This is a genomic window from Streptomyces sp. AC602_WCS936 (assembly GCF_019049125.1).
GTDB lineage: Bacteria > Actinomycetota > Actinomycetes > Streptomycetales > Streptomycetaceae > Streptomyces.
In genome coordinates this window covers 18,529-34,048 of sequence record NZ_JAGMUF010000008.1, presented here as the reverse complement: position 1 = coordinate 34,048, position 15,520 = coordinate 18,529, and the positions used below count along the sequence as shown (strand labels likewise).

Genomic DNA, 15,520 nt, shown 5'->3' with positions numbered 1-15,520 from the left:
GGTGTTTATGGCGACCGAGGTGAACTCCCAGCCGCCGATCGCTTGGCGGTACTGCGGCAGTCAGATCAAGATGTGGCGTGCGGAGGCCGGTGTCGGCCGGGAAGCCCTGGCCAAGGAGGCCGGCTACGACTACGAGTACGTCAAGTCGATGGAGAACGGCCGTCGTCGGCCCACCATACGGTTCTTGCAGATCGCGGATCAGGTGTGCGGGGCGGGCGGGAAGCTCGTCGCGGCACAGGAGTACCTGAAGCCGGAGCCGTTCCCGGCGCGTTCGCAGGAGTTCATGGCTATCGAGGTCGAGGCAATCAGCTTCTCTTGCTACGAGCCGCTACTCATCCCTGGCCTGCTGCAAACGGAGGCCTATGCGCGTGCACTGATCGGTGATAGTTCGCCTCCGCTGGACGACGAGACGGTTGCCGAGCGAGTGGCAGCCAGGCTTCGTAGGGCCGAGGCGCTCCATCGCAAAGTTGGCGTGATGTATGGGTTCGTGCTCTACGAGGCTGCGCTACGCACCAACGTTGGCGGGAGCGAGGTGATGCGCGAGCAGTTGCGGCACCTCTTGGAGATGAGTGTGCTCCGCAATGTCTCGATCCAGGTCTTGCCGTTCGGCCGCTGTAGCGGTGTTGCGCTGAACGGCAGCATTGTTCTGCTGGAGACACCTGACCACGAGCATTGTGGGTACGTAGAAGCGCCCGAAGTCAGTGTCCTGCACGGTAGTCCCGACAAGGTGAGTGCGCTCACTCAGGCTCATGCGATGATCCGCATGCACTGTCTCGGCGTGGAGGAGTCGGCCACGTTCATCAGAAGGGTGGCGGAGGAGCGATGACTGAAGGCCTGACCTGGTTCAAGTCGAGCCACAGCGACAGCCAGGGCGGCAACTGCCTCGAAGTAGCCCTCGACTGGCGCAAGTCCAGCCACAGTGACTTCGAGGACGCCGCCTGCGTCGAAGTAGCCTCCTGCCCCCACACCATCCACGTCCGAGACTCGAAGCTCGGCACCCAGAGCCCTCAGTTCGCAGTCACCGGAGTCGCCTGGACGGCCTTCGTCTCGTACGCTCGTACCGGCGCTTGAACTTCGAGGGGCGGGGCTCGGGATCCGAGCGGCGTTTGTAAGGAATGGGTGGTTGGGTTCGACCCACCACCCACCCTCCCGGCGGGCAACCGGCTGCCCTGCCAGCCGAGATGACTTTTCGTGATCGGCTTGCGACGCGGCGTCGCCGCCCTCTAGCGTTCGCAGCAACAAACAACCCCGGTCGGGTGCTACCAACACCCGCCGGGGTCTCACCTCAAGATCGCAGACTAAGGACCGATCTCGTGGCTTACGAAGACTCTAACGCCGCCCTGCCCGCACCCGCAGCTCATCCCATGGCCAATCCCGGCTACGGTAAACGCACCGCCCCCGCCGAACCCGGCGCCGCCTTCCGGCCCGTCGACTTTTCGCACCTCCCTGCCCGCGAGGCCTACATCGCCGCCTACGTGCACCGGCTCCCCGAGGGCGCCGCCATGGACGTCAAGAGCCTCGCCAAGGCGCTGCCGCTCTACGGCCAGCAAGCCGTCCGCAGCGCGCTGAACTTTCTCTCCCGCGCAGGGCACCTCCACCGCGTCCGTGGCCTCGCCTCGACCGGCGACGGCGGTACGCGCTGGGTGTTCCGTACCTTCTGGTCCAGTACCGCACGCGACAGTGCCTGGTGGGCACGCCTCTTGGGCGGTGGCTCCGCCCTGGAGGCCACGACACCGGCCGGTGACACGCCCGAGGTCACCCCATCGAGTGAGCCCTCGCCCGCGCCCACCACCCCCGAAACGCACCGCGCCACCGCCTACCAGACCCTCGCCCGCCTCGGCCGCGTCGAACCCCGCCTCGCCCTCTCCGACGCCGACTGCCACGCCCTCACCGACCTGGTCGTGCCCTGGCTCGAACGAGGGGCCAGTCCCGTCTCCCTCATGAAGGCACTCACCGCCGGCCTGCCCGACCCCGTCCATGCACCGCGTGGATTTGTCGCCCGCCGCCTGCGGGACAAGCTGCCGCCCATGCCCACGCCGCAACTGACACCCGATGCTCCCGAACCCCGCCTCCTCGGCCGTCTCATGCCGGAGTGCACCGAGTGCGGCGTGCCGGGCCGCCCGGCCGCCTTCGTCGGCGGCCTGTGCCAGGGCTGTCGTACCGTTTGCCCGGGCCACAGCATGCAAGGCGCCGTACACCCAGCACCGACCTCCGCCGCCACCCTCGCCCGCGAAGCCGTACGCACCGCCCGCGACCATCGAAAACCGGCCAACTACCGTCGGGACAGAGTCCTGCAGCCCTAGCCGTCACCCAAACGTGTGTCCCCCGTGTCCCACCCGTCGCACAATGGGCGAACGGCTGACGACAGCTGCGGGGCGGAGGGCACGGAGCACATGGCACGGCGCACGGCCGAACGGGACGAGACGGAACAGCCGATCATCGACCAGTTGAAGGCGATGGGCTGGCGGCATGCGCACGGGCCCGACCTCAGCCGGCCGGGACCCGAGGGCGACGAGCGGGCGTACGGCGATCTGCTGCTGTTCAAACGGCTGCGGTCCGCCGTGCAGCGGGTCAACCGCCTGCCCGACGGGGGCGGTTCCTGGATGACGGACGCCGACGCCGATGCCGTGGTCGACGATCTCCGGCGCACCGCGCGCAACGTCGCCACCGCCTCCCTCGTCACCGTCAACAGTGAGCTGACCAGCCGCTTGATCAAGGGTACGCAGGTCACCGGGGACCAGGAGCACCACCACGGCGCGACCGTCAACGCGCAGCTCGTCGACTGGGACCTGGAAGGGCTGGACGACGGCGAGATCCTGGACAGGAACGATTTCCTCGTCGTCGACCAGCTCCGTGTCCTGACCCTCGACGGGGCCGAGATCATCCTCGACCTCGTGCTGTTCGTGAACGGCATCCCGCTCGTCGTCGTGGAGTGCAAGAGCCCGGACGTCAAGGACGGGGTCGGTGAGGCCATACGTGACCTGCGCGGCTACGCGGGCGTGCCGCTCGACGACGACCACGACCGGGACCGGAGCGATGTCCGGGGGCAGGTACCGGAGTTCTTCGCTCCCGTGCAATTGCTCGTCGCCGCAGCCGGGGAGCACGCGGCCCTCGGCACGATCACCTCCGACGAGAGCCACTTCGCCGCCTGGCGCAGCGTCACCCCGGACTACAAGGACGACAAGGAACTCGGGCGCGCCTTGCAGCAGGTGCGGCGTGCCGACGGGTTGCGATTGCTGGAGCCCGGCGCCGTGCCCACCGACCTTCACCGCCTGGTCGCCGTCGTGCTGAAACCCCGCAACCTGCTGAACATCGTCCGGCACTACGTCTTCGAGATGTCCGTGAAGGGGAAGTCGGGGGAGCCCTCGGTCACGATCAAGGCCGTATGTCGTCACCAGCAGTACCGCGCCGTCGAGAAGATTGTCCAGAAGCTGCGCACCGGCCGGACCGTGGACGATCCGGCTGCGGAGCGGGACGAACGCGGCGGCGTCATCTGGCATACCCAGGGCTCCGGCAAGAGCCTCACCATGGCCTTCCTCGCCCGCAGGCTGCACACCAGCCGCGATCCGCAGCTCAACCGCTTCACTCTCCTCGTCGTCACCGACCGCAAGCAGCTGGAGCAGCAGCTGGCCGCCGCGGTGCGGATCAGCGGGTCCGACGTACGGGTCGCCGGGTCCCGCTCGGACGTCGAGGGCATGCTGGAACGTGCGGGAAAGCGCGGTGGACGTGCCGTCGTCTTCACGATGATCCAGAAGTATCTCGGGCGTATCCCCGGAGTCGTCGGTACGGGAGAGGGCGAGACCGCCGACGACCGTGACCCCGTGGCCGAGTTCGAGGCCGCGCAGGAGCGCCTCGACGACGGAGTGTCGGCCGAGGAGGCGTCCGATCCGACGCCTGGGGAAGCGGCCGTCGAAGAGGTGCGCCGACGGTTCACCGAGTGCAGCGACGAACCGTACGTCCTCGTCCTCGTCGACGAGGCGCACCGGTCGCACACCTCCGTCCTGCACGCCTGTCTGCGCGACTCCGTACCGAAGGCCGCTCGGGTGGGCTTCACCGGCACGCCCATCATGAAGGGGCGGCTGTCCGACACCGGACGCATCTTCGGGCTGGAGCCGGACGGGAAGTTCCTCGACTCGTACCTCATGGACGAGGCCGAGCGGGACAAGGTCGTCGTGCCCGTGCGGTACGAGGGGCGCACCGGGCCGGCCGAGGTCCGCGACAGCGAGGAACTGAACGCGAAGTTCGAGAACCTGATCGCCGGGCTGCGGGCCGGGCAGCAGCGGAAGATGCGGGACCGGCTGAAGCCGAGCAGCCGCACCGTTGCCGAGTCGGAGCCGGTGATTCGCGCCAAGGCCGTCGACATGCTGGAGCACTACGTCACCGGGCCACTCACAGGTGGATTCAAGGCACAGGTCGCGGCGGTCAGCCGCCAGGCCGCCGTTCTGTACCGGCGCATGCTCAACGACGCCCGCGCCGATCTCCTCGCTCGGGTAGCGGACTTCGAGCCGGAGTCCCTGCGGCACAAGAACCTCGCCGACTACACCTGGGACGATCTGGTGCTGCTGCGGGCCTGGCAGTACCAGGAGATCCTGCGCCGGATGGACTTCGTCCCCGTCATCTCCGCAGGCGGCGAGAAGAAGCGCGGCCAATGGCGTGAGTGGACCGACCCCGTTGCCCAGCAGAAGTACATCGACCGGTTCCTGGAGCCGTTTCCGCAGCTTCCGCCGGACAATCCGTGGGTCACGCACCATGTCCCCGAGAGCGTCCCGGCACCGGCGGACCCCATGGCGCGGAACCCGTGGAGCGGGCTGGTCACCCCCGAGGTCGAGGGGCCTCGGCCGGTTGCGTTCCTCATCGTGAAGTCGATGCTGCTCACCGGCTTCGACGCGCCCATCGAGCAGGTGCTGTATCTGGACCGCCCGATCCAGGACGCCGAACTGCTCCAGGCCATCGCCCGTGTGAACCGCCCCCGGCGGGGCAAGTACGAGGGCCGTGTCGTGGACTACTACGGCGTGCTCAGCGACCTCGCGGTCACCCTGCCCGCCTACAAGGGCGACGGCTCCACGCTCCGGACGGTCCAGAGCCTCGACGAGGTCGAGGTGCCGGAGATGGAGAAGGCTGCGGACGAACTGCGGGACTTCCTCACCGACCTGGGCATCACTGGGCTGGACACCGCCGGTGGCATCGCCCAGGGCATGCTCTCCCTCGGAGACGAGGGCGCGCGGGACGCGTTCGACGCCCGCATGAGCCGGTTCACCGCCGCGCTGGAGCGGGTCCTGCCGCACGAGGCGGCGCTGAAGCTGGTACCCGAGGCGCAGCACTGGACGCTGCTGCAGAAGCGCGTGCGCCGGCACTACCGGGACGCCGAAGGCGGGACCTTCTCCATGCGGGCGTACGGGCGCAAGGTGCGAGCCATGGTCGCGGACCACCTGGAGCTGCCCGAGATTCAGCAGGTGATCGCACCGGTCTCCATCCTCGCCCCGGACTTCGACGAAGTGATCGGTCGCATTCCCGACGTACGGGAATCGGCGGCCGAGCAGGTGCAGGCGCTCCGCTACCACCTGGAGGAGCGGCGCAGGACGGACGATCGGCCCGTGCTGCGCACTCTGTCCCAGGAGCTGGAGGCGATCCTGGCGGAGTTCGAGGGACGCTGGAACGAGATCAAGGTGCGCATCGGTCCCCTGATCGACCGCGCGCGGCAGGCGGAGGAGGTCGACCCGGAGGTTGCCGACCTGACCCCCGCCGAACAGCAGCTCTACACCAAGCTCTCCGACCGGATGACCGAGGACCCGGCCTTCGACCTGCCCGACCCCGCAGTACTGAAGACCATCACGGTCGAACTGGCCGCCGTCATAGAGCGGCATGTGTCGAGTGCCGCGTGGTCGGACAACGAGGCCAGTCTCGATTCGCTGCAGAGCGAACTCTGGCGCCAACTGCGCAAAGCCGGTGTCAAGCCGCGAGAACGCGCCAAGGAGCCTCTGCGCAATCTCTCCCAGGCGTTGACCGGGCACGCCCAGCGGCACGCCGCGGCGTTCCGGGCGGCGGCCCGGGGACAATAGGCGGCGTGCCTGTTACCGCCGATGCGCAAGACCCCTGCCGAACCGTCCTGGAGGACGGTCGGCTGATCACCGTGGGGAACAGGGAGTTCCGCGTGGTGGTCAGTGCCCGGCGCCGACGTCTGGCGCTCACGGTGGAGCGCGACGGCAGTCTCGTCCTGCGGGTTCCGCCGGGGTGCGATGCCGAGCGGGCGGAGGCCTTTCTCCAGGACGGGGAGACATGGCTGGCCGACAAGCTGCGCCTGCGCGCGGAGCACCCGCCCGCCCACCCCGTACGCGCCTTCCGGGACGGCGAGACGTTCAGCTACCTCGGGCGGGCCTACCGCCTCCGAGTCGCGGAGGACGAGGAGCCCGGCGTCCGGCTGGTCGCCGGACGGCTGGTGATCACCGAGCGCCTCGCGCGGGATCCCGTCGTGGCCCGGCGCGCGCTCATCGCCTGGTATCGGACCAGGGGACAGCAGTGGGCACGAGGCAGACTTCAGCCCTGGGCCGCTCGCATGGAGGTCCGGGAGCCGGACATCGTCGTACGCGACGTGGGCAACCGGTGGGGCACCTACCGGCCGGGCGACGGCGCCCAGGGCACCATGGCCCTGCACTGGGCGTTGTTCCAGCTGCCCGCTCACCTGGTCGACTATGTCATCGCCCACGAACTCGCCCACATCAGAGTCTCCGGCCACGGAGCGGACTACTGGGCTCTTCTCCGTCAGGCCATCCCCGAATGTGAGGAGCGCAAGGAGGAGTTGGACGATCTCGGGCGTCGGCTGTGGCTCGGCGGAGTCCATGCGAGGCCCTGACGTCTGTCTCCGCCCTCACGCCACCCGCGCGGCCCCCGCGAACGGCATCTGGTCCACGGGGGCCACGCGCACCGGCGCCGACGGGTTCGGGGCGTGGATCATTTTGCCGTCGCCGACGTAGATGCCGACGTGGCTGATGCCGGAGTAGAAGAAGACCAGGTCGCCGGGGAGCAGTTCCGAGCGGGCGACGCGGCGGCCGGCGTCGATCTGGGCGTAGGTCGTGCGGGGCAGGGAGACGCCCGCGGCGCGGTAGGCGGCCTGGGTGAGACCCGAGCAGTCGAAGGCGTCGGGGCCGGTCGCGCCCCAGACGTAAGGGCTGCCCAGCTTCTGGTAGGCGTAGGCGACGGCCGCCGCCGCGCGGGAGTTGGGCGCCTGGGCCGAGGGGGAGAGGCCGTCCCGGGGGCCGGGCGAGGAGCGGGAGGCACGGTCACCGGTGCCGTCGCCGAGGCGGGCGCGTTCCTCGGCGGTCAGCCGGGACAGCAGGCGGCGGGCCGCCGACAGCTTGCCGTTGATCGTCTCGCGGTGACGTTTCAGCTCCGCCCGACGTGACTTGAGCGACGTGACCTCGACGCGTGCGGCGCCGCGCAGTTGCTGGATCTCCCGGAGTTCCTTGCGCGCCCGGCCCACGGTGGCCTGTTGCCGGCTGCCCGCCCGCTCGGCGAAGGCGGCGCCGTCGAGGTACCGGTCGGGGTCGGCGGAGAGCACGAGTTGCAGCGCCGGGTCGAGGCCACCGCTCCGGTACTGGGCCGCCGCGACCGAGCCGAGGTCCTCGCGCGCCGAGTTCAGCCGGTCCTCCTTGCGGGCCACCTCGTCCCGCAGTTCCTCGAGGCGCTGCTCGGCGGCGTCCGCCTTCTCCTTCGCGCCGTTGTACTTCTCGGTGGCGACCTCCGCCTCCTGGTAGAGCTTGTCCACCTTGACCTTGACCTGAGCCGGTGTCGGCTCCGGGTCGGCGTGGCCGGTGCCGCCGCCCAGGCCGGTCGCGGTGGCCGCACCGGCCAGGGTGATGGTGGCCGCCGTACGGACTCTCCCGCCGCCCGTCTTGCGCTGTCGCGGCCTGCGGTGCGTTCCCACCTGCGATCCACGTCCTTCCGTACGACTCGGCTCGGCTGGGCTTGCCTGGGGGAGGACGCTAGGCGTGACGGTAACGGTCCGGTGACGGGTTGTGCGGAACTGGCGGTACCGGCCCGTCGGGCGACCGTATGTGACCGCGGTCCCGTCCCGCGGCCGTCGCCTTCACGCTGTGTGATGACCGATGTGCCGGATCGGGGGCGGGAGAGGAAGACGAGGTGTTATGGGACGCATATATGCGCCCGAGCGCGACGTGCGGCGCCGCGGTCCGGACGGGCCGGTGTCGGAGCGTGTCCGGCCCCCTGATTAGGCTCCGGCCTCATGGACGTACTCATCCACATTTTCGTCGGTCTGCACATCATCGGCATCGCGTCACTCCTGGGTGGCTTCCTGACCCAGATGAAGGCCATGGGCCAGGGCACGGCCCGTTTCGTTCCCGCGATGCTGCACGGCGCGCTGACGATGCTGGTCACCGGCGTCGTCCTGATCGGCCTCAACCAGGCCGACGACCAGTCCGTCGACAACATCAAGATGGGCGTGAAGCTCGCCGTGCTGATCGTGATCCTCGGTCTGGTCTACGTGAAGCGGGACGACGAGAAGGTGGAGAAGCCGCTGTTCGGCCTGGTGGGCCTGCTGACCGTGGTGAACGTCTTCATCGCCGTACTGTGGACCTGACAGCCGCCGGACCCGCGCCCGCCGACCGCAGCCCGGCCCGGGCCTGGAAGACCGCCCCCGCCGCGACCGCCAGCCACGCGGCGACCGCGACCCACAGCAGCGCCTGACCGGGCGCGTCCAGCCACGGCACGTCGACGACGGCGGCGACGGACAGCGTCGCCGCCGCCGTCATGCCGAGCGGGAAGACGGTCGACCAGCGGCGCACGTCGTAGCGGAACCGCGGCCACGCGATCTCGGCGGCGAGCAGGACGGCGTACCAGGCCAGGTCGAGAGCGAGCAGGAAGACGGTCACGTCGTGCAGCACGGCCTGGTCGTCCGCGTTCCACAGGTACATGCCCGTCCCGGCCGCGGCGAGCAGCTTGGCGCCGGCGAGCGCCGAGATGGCGAGCGCGCCGCCCGCCACCCAGTGGTCCCCGGAGCCCCGGGCCACCTGCCGGAGATCGAAGCGGAACAGCGCGATCAGGTAGAGCACGATGCCCAGCCAGAACGGCACCAGGGACGCGTGCGCCAGCCACGGCGTCGTCGTCGCCGCGGCGAGCGTGGCACCGAGCACGGCGAGCCCCTCCGTGGCCACGCAGCCCAGGAACACCGCCCCGGGCATCCGGCGCCCCCAGTGCTGTACGACGAGGAACAGCAGTCCCGGCCACAGCAGTGCCGCCAGCGCCAGCAGCGCCGCCGCCGTGGGCGTCCAGCCGAGCAGCGAGAAGCGGGTGCCGAGCACGGTCGTCGCGGCGACGGCGGTGAGCGCGCCCGGTGTCCCCGCCCGCGTCACCCACTGCGCACGCTCGACCAGCAGCAGGTAGACGAAGTTCGCCGCCAGGGTCAGCCAGGCGGCGCAGGCCAGGACCAGGGCGGTCCGGGACAGGATCTCGTGGCCGGTGAGGTGCAGACCGACCGACAGGATGCCGGTCGCCATCACCGCGGCACCGGCCGCCGGCGGGCGCTGCGCCCACCAGGCGCGCAGTGGGTAGGGGGAGGCAGGGAAGGTGGGAGAGGCGCCGGATGACATGCACCCGATGCTAGAGAGCCTCGCGGGTCAGGCCGGACGCACCACGCTGTGGATCGACCCCTCGCCGTCGTAGTAGATCGACTCCTCGCGGACGTACGCGCCCGGCTTCGGGGCGTGGATCATCATGCCGTTGCCGATGTAGAGGCCGACGTGGCTGAGGTCGTCGTAGAAGAAGACCAGGTCACCGGGTTGTGCCTGGGAGACGGGGACGGTCGTGCCGGCGTCCACCTGGTCGTAGGTGGTGCGCGGCAGGGTCACGCCCGCGGCCTTCCAGGCGGCCTGGGTCAGGCCCGAGCAGTCGTAGGAGCCGGGGCCGGTGGCGCCCCAGACGTACGGCTTGCCGATCTGGGCGCGGGCGAAGGCGAGTGCCTTCTCCGCCTTGGTGCCGTAGGAGGCGTCGGGTGCGGAGGGTTCGGTCGTGCCGGTCCCTGAGGAGGTGCCGCCGGAACCGCCGGACCCGCTCTCCTGCCGGTCCGCCTGCTCCTGTTCCCGCTGTTCCCGCTGCTGCCGCTCCCGCTCCCGCTCCTGCGCCTGCCGCTTCGCGAGTTCGGCGGCCTTGCGGGCGGCCTCCTCCTGCTTCTTCTTCTCGATCGCCGCGAGCCGGGCCTTCTCCTCGGCGGTCAGCTCCGACAGCAGTTCGCGAGCGGTGGCGAGCTTCTTCTGGACGGTGGCCTTGGCCGTCTTCAGGTCGTTCTGCGAATCGGTGAGCGTCTCGAGGCTCTCGGTGGCCTCCCGGCGCTTCTTCATCGTCTCGGACTGCTGCGTGACGTAGTCGTCGACCGCGTCCTTCTGGCGGCCGGTGAGCCGGCTCATCAGCTGGTTCTGGTCGAAGTAGTCCTGCGGCGAGTCCGCGAGCAGGAAGGTCGCGGTCTGCGGGAGCGCGGCGCCCGTGCGGTACTGGGCGGAGGCGAAGGACCCCAGTTCCTCGCGTGCCTCGTTGAGCTTCTGGGTGCGCTGGGCGACGTCGTCGAGGAGGTTGTTGACGCGCTTGCGCTGCTTGGCGGTCTTCTCCTTGGCCGCGTTGTACTTCTCGGTCGCCGAACCCGCCTGCCGGTAGAGGTCGTCGACCTTCTTCTCGACCTCTTCGAGGCTCGGCCTGCCGTCGTCCGACGGCGTGGCGTCGGCCGTCTGGGACAGCAGGGCCACGGAGGTGAGGGCCGCCGTGGCGAGGGCGGGGGTCCGTATGCCTGCGACGCGCGTACCCGTGGGGCGCGGCTTGCGGTGCGACGCCAAGGAGGCGACTCCTTCCGATGCTCCGCCTACCGGGTTAGCGGTGGGGGTCCCCCCAGGTCTTGCGGGCCCTGGGGGAGGGTTCGGGCGGTTTGGCGCGGAAGGGTTGCCCTACGGCGTGCGCCCCCGCGGGGGCGGTGCGGCCGATTCACCCCAAGGTTCTCGGTTGGGTCCCCGGCTCCGGGCGCCGTGCGGGCACGCCGGACTCGGCGGAGGCCGCGCGGCCCGGCGAGGTTCGCCGGAGGGGGTCGTGCGGCCTGCCCGCACCGTAGCCAACTCGTGTGGCGGCTGTGAAGGTTGGTGGGTGATATGCCCGATACATTTTCGTGACCTTCGGCGGGAGGGTCACTCAGGGTGGGCCGTTCGGTCGCGGGACGTGTCCGGTGCGGGGATCACGGCCATTTTCCGGGGCGGGAACCGGTTGTCGGTGGGGCGCCCTAGACTCGGAGAGCGATGAGCAGCCTCTTTGACGACAGCTTCCTGGCGAGCCTCCAGACCCCCCGCGGTCACGAGGAAGAACCTCCGCCGCCGCCCGAGGACGATCACGGACCGGAGCCGGTTCCGCACGATCTGTTCGGCGGGAAGTTCGACGTGCCTCCGGACCGGGACCAGTACTACCGGGACGGCGCCCCCCGCCCCGCCCTGGACCCGGCCGCGCTCCTGGAGGGGCTGAACGAGAACCAGCGCGCCGCCGTCGTCCACTCCGGCTCCCCGCTGCTCATCGTGGCCGGTGCCGGCTCCGGCAAGACGCGCGTGCTCACCCACCGCATCGCCCACCTGCTGGCCGAGCGCGATGTCCATCCCGGCCAGATCCTCGCGATCACCTTCACCAACAAGGCCGCGGGTGAGATGAAGGAGCGCGTCGAGCAGCTCGTCGGCCCGCGGGCGAACGCGATGTGGGTGATGACGTTCCACAGCGCCTGCGTCCGCATCCTGCGCCGCGAGTCGAAGCGGCTCGGCTTCACGTCGTCCTTCTCGATCTACGACGCCGCCGACTCCAAGCGCCTGATGGCCCTGGTCTGCCGCGACCTCGACCTGGATCCCAAGCGCTTCCCGCCCAAGTCCTTCAGCGCCAAGATCAGCAACCTGAAGAACGAGCTGATCGACGAGGAGGACTTCGCCGCGCAGGCAGCTGGGGGCACCTCCCAGACGGAGTCTGGGGGAGGCTTCGAGAAGACCCTCGCCCAGGCCTACGCCATGTACCAGTCGCGACTGCGCGAGGCCAACGCCCTCGACTTCGACGACCTGATCATGACGACGGTCAACCTGCTGCGCGCCTTCCCGGACGTCGCCGAGCACTACCGCCGCCGCTTCCGGCACGTCCTGGTCGACGAGTACCAGGACACCAACCACGCCCAGTACGCGCTCGTGCGCGAGTTGGTCGGCACCCCCGCCGAGCACCCGGTCGACGTGCCGCCCGAGGCCGAGGTGCCGCCCGCCGAGCTGTGCGTGGTGGGTGACGCCGACCAGTCGATCTACGCCTTCCGCGGCGCCACCATCCGCAACATCCTCCAGTTCGAGGAGGACTACCCGGACGCGACCACGATCCTCCTGGAGCAGAACTACCGCTCCACCCAGACCATCCTCAGCGCCGCCAACGCGGTCATCGAGCGCAACGAGTCCCGCCGTCCCAAGAACCTGTGGACCAACCAGGGCGCCGGCTCGCAGATCACCGGGTACGTCGCCGACACCGAGCACGACGAGGCCCAGTTCGTCGCCGACGAGATAGACCGCCTCACGGACGCGGGCGAGGCCAAGGCCGGCGACGTCGCCGTCTTCTACCGCACCAACGCGCAGTCCCGCGTCTTCGAAGAGGTCTTCATCCGCGTCGGCCTGCCCTACAAGGTCGTCGGCGGTGTCCGCTTCTACGAGCGCAAGGAGGTCCGGGACGTCCTGGCCTACCTGCGGGTGCTGGCCAACCCGGAGGACTCGGTGCCGCTGCGCCGCATCCTCAACGTCCCCAAGCGCGGCATCGGCGACCGCGCCGAAGCGATGATCGACGCCCTCGCCCAGCGCGAGAAGATCAGCTTCCCGCAGGCGCTCAGGCGCGTCGACGAGGCGTACGGCATGGCCGCGCGCTCGGCCAACGCCGTCAGGCGGTTCAACACCCTCATGGAGGACCTCCGCACCGTCGTCGAGTCCGGCGCCGGACCGGCGACCGTGCTGGAGGCGATCCTCGAACGCACTGGGTACCTGGCGGAGTTGCAGGCCTCCACCGACCCGCAGGACGAGACCCGTATCGAGAACCTCCAGGAACTCGCGGCCGTCGCCCTGGAGTTCGAGCAGGAGCAGGGCGAGGGTGAGGAGACCGGTACCCTGGCGGACTTCCTGGAGAAGGTCGCCCTCGTCGCCGACTCCGACCAGATCCCCGACGACGAGGACGGCGACGGCGTCGTCACTCTGATGACCCTGCACACCGCGAAGGGCCTGGAGTTCCCGGTCGTCTTCCTCACCGGCATGGAGGACGGCGTCTTCCCGCACATGCGCGCCCTGGGCCAGGCCAAGGAGCTGGAGGAGGAGCGGCGCCTGGCGTACGTCGGCATCACCCGCGCCCGTGAGCGGCTGTACCTGACCCGGTCCACGCTGCGCAGTGCCTGGGGCCAGCCGTCGTACAACCCGCCCTCGCGCTTCCTGGAGGAGATTCCCACGCCCCACCTGGAGTGGAAGCGGACCGGGGCGAACGGGCCCGCGCCCTCCGCGCCGGTCTCCGCGGTGGCCGCCTCGCTGTCGTCGTCCCGCTCCCGCTCCTCGGCGTCGGGCGCCTCCGGCTTCGCCACCCGCCGGTCCGCCACCGACCAGCCGACGGTGTCGGTGGCTGTGGGCGACCGGGTCACGCACGACCAGTTCGGGCTCGGCACGGTGGTCGGGATCAAGGGCACGGGGAGCAACGCCGAGGCGACGATCGACTTCGGGGACGCCAAGCCGAAGCGGCTGCTGCTGCGGTACGCACCGGTGGAGAAGCTCTGAGGTGTCGTGTTCCGGTTGAGGGTCCGGGCCGCAGGGCTCGGGCCCCGCTCGGCGTGCTGGTGAGACGTTACTCCGCTACGTCGGGTTGAGGCCGTGGCTGCGCAGCCAGGAGAGCGGGTCGATGGCCGAACCGCCCGAGGGACGCACCTCGAAGTGCAGGTGCGGACCGGTCGAGTTGCCCGAGTTGCCGGAGTACGCGATGGCGTCGCCGGCCTTCACCGTCGTACCGGAGGGCACCTGGTAGCTGGAGAGGTGGCAGTACCAGGTCTCCGTGCCGTCCTTCGCGGTCACGATCATCATGTTGCCGTACGCGGAGTTGTACTGCGTGCGGACCGTGCCGTCGGTCGCGGCCATCACCGTCGTGCCGTACGACACGGGGAAGTCGATGCCGCTGTGCACGGACATCCAGTTGATGCCGGCCTGGCCGTAATACGCGCTGAGGCCGTGTTGTTCGACGGGGAGTGCGAACTTCGGGCGCAGCCGCTCCTTGCGGGCCGCCTCCTCCGCCGCCCGCCTCTTCTCGGCGGCCTGCTGGGCCTTGAGGTCGATGCGTTCCTGCGTCCGGCTGGCCCGGTCGGCGAAGTCGTCGGCACCGGCGGCGAGGCTGGTGAGCTGGGTGTCCAGCTTGTTGTTGGCGGCCGACGGCTTGACCGGGGCCGCCTTCCCCTCACCCGCGTCCGCCGCGTCCGCCGCGGACGCCGCGGCCTCCGTGCCGTCGTCGCCGCTCAGGCCGCCGACGGAGGCTGCCGCGATACCCGCGACGCTCATCACGCAGGCCGACGGTACGGCGATGGTCATCAGCGCCGAGCGCTTGGCGGGCTGGCGGCGGCGGGAACGGGCGCCGCTGCGGGAGCCGGCGCGTGGAGCCGGGATGTGGGTGGCCGGGGTGACGACCTCCTCCTGGTCCTCCAGGAGGGCGGTCACGGTGGGGAGTTCGCCGGTGGCAGCCAACTCGTCGTCGCGTGAGTCGGGGTTCGAACCGGTCGAGCCGGTCTCCTGGGAGGCCGGTGTGGCGTCGGGCGCGGCGTTCTCCGGCGTCTCGGGCGTCTCCGGGGCGGTGCCGGCCGAGTTCCACTGCGTGGCGTCGTAGGCGCCGGTGTCGAATGCGCCGGCGTTGAAGGTGCCGGTCGCGAACGAGCCGGTCTCGAAGGTGCCGGTCTCGAAGGTCTGCGTGCCCCAGTCCCACTGCTGGGTCCGGTCGGCGGGGCTGCCGGACTGGTCCGGCTGGTCCCAGGCGCCCGTGTCCCACTGTCCGGTGGCCTCGGCGCTCGCCGCCTGCGGCTGTACGGGAGCGGGCTGCTGGTACTCGGCCGCCCAGGCGGTCGTGTCGTAGGCGCCGGTGTCGTATGCGGCGTGGTGCTGGGCCGTGTAGGCGTCGTAGCCGGGCGTCTGTCCGCTGCCGGTGGACCACTGGGTGGCGTCGTACGAACCGGTGGTGTCGTAGGCGCCGGTGTCCTGGCCCGGGAGGCTGCCGAAGAGGGGGTCCGCGTCGAAGGTCGCAGTGGTGGTGGCGCCGGTGGAAAAACCAGTGGTGCCGTAGTCGCCGTACGTGGTGAGGTCGCCGTACTGGGCCTCCCCTGTGCCGTACGACGCGTACTGCGCCGGGTCGGCGTCGGAAGCCGAGGCCGGGGTGGTCATGGTCCCCGACGGGTGACGGTCGTTCACCAACTTCTCTTTCGCCTCGACAACAGGGGCTGCCAGAGCAGTGCGGCGACTGTACC

General features: G+C 70.2%; 11 protein-coding genes. 7 read left to right on the top strand and 4 right to left on the bottom strand.

What is annotated here, in order from left to right; translation table 11 throughout:
• Positions 1–7 precede the first annotated feature (7 nt).
• The 5 genes from KUM03_RS02855 (at position 8) to KUM03_RS02835 (ending at position 6,850) form a co-directional block, all read left to right on the top strand.
• Positions 8–826, top strand: a complete 819-nt coding sequence (locus tag KUM03_RS02855) for a helix-turn-helix transcriptional regulator (RefSeq protein ID WP_217245413.1) — start codon at positions 8–10, stop codon at positions 824–826.
• Complete coding sequence (locus KUM03_RS02850; RefSeq protein ID WP_217245412.1) at positions 823–1,071, top strand: DUF397 domain-containing protein; 249 nt, start codon at positions 823–825, stop codon at positions 1,069–1,071. The genes KUM03_RS02855 and KUM03_RS02850 overlap by 4 nt, the downstream gene beginning before the upstream one ends.
• Positions 1,072–1,364: 293 nt before the next feature.
• The gene (locus tag KUM03_RS38820; RefSeq protein WP_217245411.1) at positions 1,365–2,303 is read left to right on the top strand and encodes a MarR family transcriptional regulator; all 939 of its coding nucleotides are present in this window, start codon (positions 1,365–1,367) and stop codon (positions 2,301–2,303) included.
• Positions 2,304–2,393: 90 nt separating this feature from the next.
• Entirely contained in the window at positions 2,394–6,059 is a 3,666-nt protein-coding gene (locus KUM03_RS02840) for a type I restriction endonuclease subunit R (protein ID WP_217245410.1), read from the top strand.
• Positions 6,060–6,151: 92 nt separating this feature from the next.
• Positions 6,152–6,850, top strand: a complete 699-nt coding sequence (locus tag KUM03_RS02835; RefSeq protein WP_308406239.1) for a SprT family zinc-dependent metalloprotease — start codon at positions 6,152–6,154, stop codon at positions 6,848–6,850.
• A gap of 15 nt (positions 6,851–6,865) precedes the next feature.
• On the opposite strand, the gene KUM03_RS02830 is transcribed toward KUM03_RS02835, so the two are convergent.
• A complete protein-coding gene (locus tag KUM03_RS02830) occupies positions 6,866–7,921 on the bottom strand; it encodes a C40 family peptidase (RefSeq protein ID WP_217245409.1) in 1,056 nt (351 codons plus the stop codon).
• 318 nt (positions 7,922–8,239) lie between these two features.
• On the opposite strand from KUM03_RS02830, the gene KUM03_RS02825 reads away from it, so the two are divergent.
• Positions 8,240–8,593, top strand: coding sequence for a hypothetical protein (locus KUM03_RS02825; protein ID WP_217245408.1), 354 nt, complete (start codon positions 8,240–8,242; stop codon positions 8,591–8,593).
• Here KUM03_RS02825 and KUM03_RS02820 read toward each other — a convergent pair.
• Both KUM03_RS02820 and KUM03_RS02815 read right to left on the bottom strand, forming a co-directional pair.
• Positions 8,571–9,602, bottom strand: coding sequence for a tellurite resistance/C4-dicarboxylate transporter family protein (locus tag KUM03_RS02820; protein ID WP_217245407.1), 1,032 nt, complete (start codon positions 9,600–9,602; stop codon positions 8,571–8,573). The genes KUM03_RS02825 and KUM03_RS02820 overlap by 23 nt on opposite strands.
• A gap of 27 nt (positions 9,603–9,629) precedes the next feature.
• Positions 9,630–10,835, bottom strand: coding sequence for a C40 family peptidase (locus tag KUM03_RS02815; protein ID WP_217245406.1), 1,206 nt, complete (start codon positions 10,833–10,835; stop codon positions 9,630–9,632).
• Positions 10,836–11,285: 450 nt separating this feature from the next.
• Here KUM03_RS02815 and pcrA point away from each other — a divergent pair, with 450 nt between their 5' ends.
• The gene (gene pcrA, locus KUM03_RS02810) at positions 11,286–13,799 is read left to right on the top strand and encodes a DNA helicase PcrA (protein WP_217245405.1); all 2,514 of its coding nucleotides are present in this window, start codon (positions 11,286–11,288) and stop codon (positions 13,797–13,799) included.
• A gap of 75 nt (positions 13,800–13,874) precedes the next feature.
• On the opposite strand, the gene KUM03_RS02805 is transcribed toward pcrA, so the two are convergent.
• A complete protein-coding gene (locus KUM03_RS02805; protein WP_217245404.1) occupies positions 13,875–15,464 on the bottom strand; it encodes a peptidoglycan DD-metalloendopeptidase family protein in 1,590 nt (529 codons plus the stop codon).
• Positions 15,465–15,520: the final 56 nt, after the last annotated feature.

Bases quoted from the DNA above. Each gene is read 5' to 3' on its own strand.
- KUM03_RS02855 (WP_217245413.1), top strand. From the start codon at position 8: ATGGCGACCGAGGTGAACTCCCAGCCGCCGATCGCTTGGCGGTACTGC.
- KUM03_RS02850 (WP_217245412.1), top strand. From the start codon at position 823: ATGACTGAAGGCCTGACCTGGTTCAAGTCGAGCCACAGCGACAGCCAG.
- KUM03_RS38820 (WP_217245411.1), top strand. From the start codon at position 1,365: ATGGCCAATCCCGGCTACGGTAAACGCACCGCCCCCGCCGAACCCGGC.
- KUM03_RS02840 (WP_217245410.1), top strand. From the start codon at position 2,394: ATGGCACGGCGCACGGCCGAACGGGACGAGACGGAACAGCCGATCATC.
- KUM03_RS02825 (WP_217245408.1), top strand. From the start codon at position 8,240: ATGGACGTACTCATCCACATTTTCGTCGGTCTGCACATCATCGGCATC.
- KUM03_RS02820 (WP_217245407.1), bottom strand. From the start codon at position 9,602: ATGTCATCCGGCGCCTCTCCCACCTTCCCTGCCTCCCCCTACCCACTG.
- pcrA (WP_217245405.1), top strand. From the start codon at position 11,286: ATGAGCAGCCTCTTTGACGACAGCTTCCTGGCGAGCCTCCAGACCCCC.